Raw genomic sequence first — 1,156 nt, 5'->3', positions numbered from 1 at the left:
CAACCGTAACTCCAGATGATCCAGGTAAAGACACTCCAGTTATCTACAACCCAGTTGAAAATCCAACTCCAGAAGAGCCACTTCCAACTACTATTGAAGGTACGCAAACAATTAAGTTTGAAACAGAAGATGGCACCCAATTAGAGAGTCCTAATGTGCAGAAGGCTCAATTTACTGGAAGTCATACTTTTGGTAAAGTAAATGTCCCTGTAATTCCAGGTTATGTTGCAACTCAAACTACAGCAGGTGGTTTGACTGTTACTGAAAGCAAGCCAAATGTTGGACAAACAGTGATTTACAAGAAGATTGGTAAGATTATTCCAGTTGATTCAAATGGAAACCCAATTCCAAATGCAAATCAACCACAATATACCAACGATCCAACTAATCCAACCAAGGTTGTGCCAAATGAATCAGTACCAGATGTTCCAGGTTATACTCCAGAAAGTTCTACTGTTACCCCAGTAGATCCAACCACTGATACTCCAGTAGTATATAAGAAGGATGAGATTCCAAGAAAACCAATCACTTCTCATAAATCTGATAAAGAAACTCCAAGTAGACCAAAAGGAGAAACTTCAGAAAGCTATGAAAGTGCTCTCACTACAGCTAATAATACAAATGCCAAAGGCAAGAATGCTAAGAGTAATATTGGTAGAGCTAAAGCAGCTGCACATCAAAATACTCTTCCACAAACTGGCGAGAAAGATACTGAGATTGCTGGATTAGCGGGATTAGCTTTGATGGCCGTAGCAGGTATGATTTCACTTTTAGGAGGGAAGGATCGTAAAAGAAATAAGAACTAATAAAAGATAATTTTTCAGATAGCATAAATATTTAATTCCAATTACTTATACTAATTCAAAATTTTATTTCTCTGTATAATTAGTATCGAAAATAAGAAATCAGGTAGTCTTTAGGAGCTACCTGATTTTTATTGGCTGTTTGTCAAACACCCTAAAGTATAAAGGTAGATAGAAACATGACGATGTTTTTATCTACCTTTTTTGGCTCTTTTGCAAATCCTGTTGATGGATAATTTTAAGAAGGAATTAAGCAGCTAAGAAATAGCTGTTTGATTCGTAAGCGTCAAATAACCGGGTATCTGTTTTAGCCTTCATTTTTCAGGTATTCTAATCTCATCAATTTAATGGAG

The 1,156-nt window shown here is 36.2% G+C and carries 1 protein-coding gene; it reads left to right on the top strand.

Translation table 11 applies throughout. The annotated features are described in order from the left end of the window. Positions 1–806, top strand: an 806-nt coding sequence (locus CP370_RS09105) for an LPXTG cell wall anchor domain-containing protein (protein ID WP_143467876.1), incomplete at its 5' end; no start/stop codon positions are given. Between the last annotated feature and the right edge of the window lie 350 nt (positions 807–1,156).

The organism is Lactobacillus sp. UMNPBX19 (assembly GCF_002553805.1).
In the GTDB taxonomy this organism is placed as follows: Bacteria; Bacillota; Bacilli; order Lactobacillales; family Lactobacillaceae; genus Lactobacillus.
This window is presented reverse-complemented; position numbering and strand designations above follow the sequence as displayed.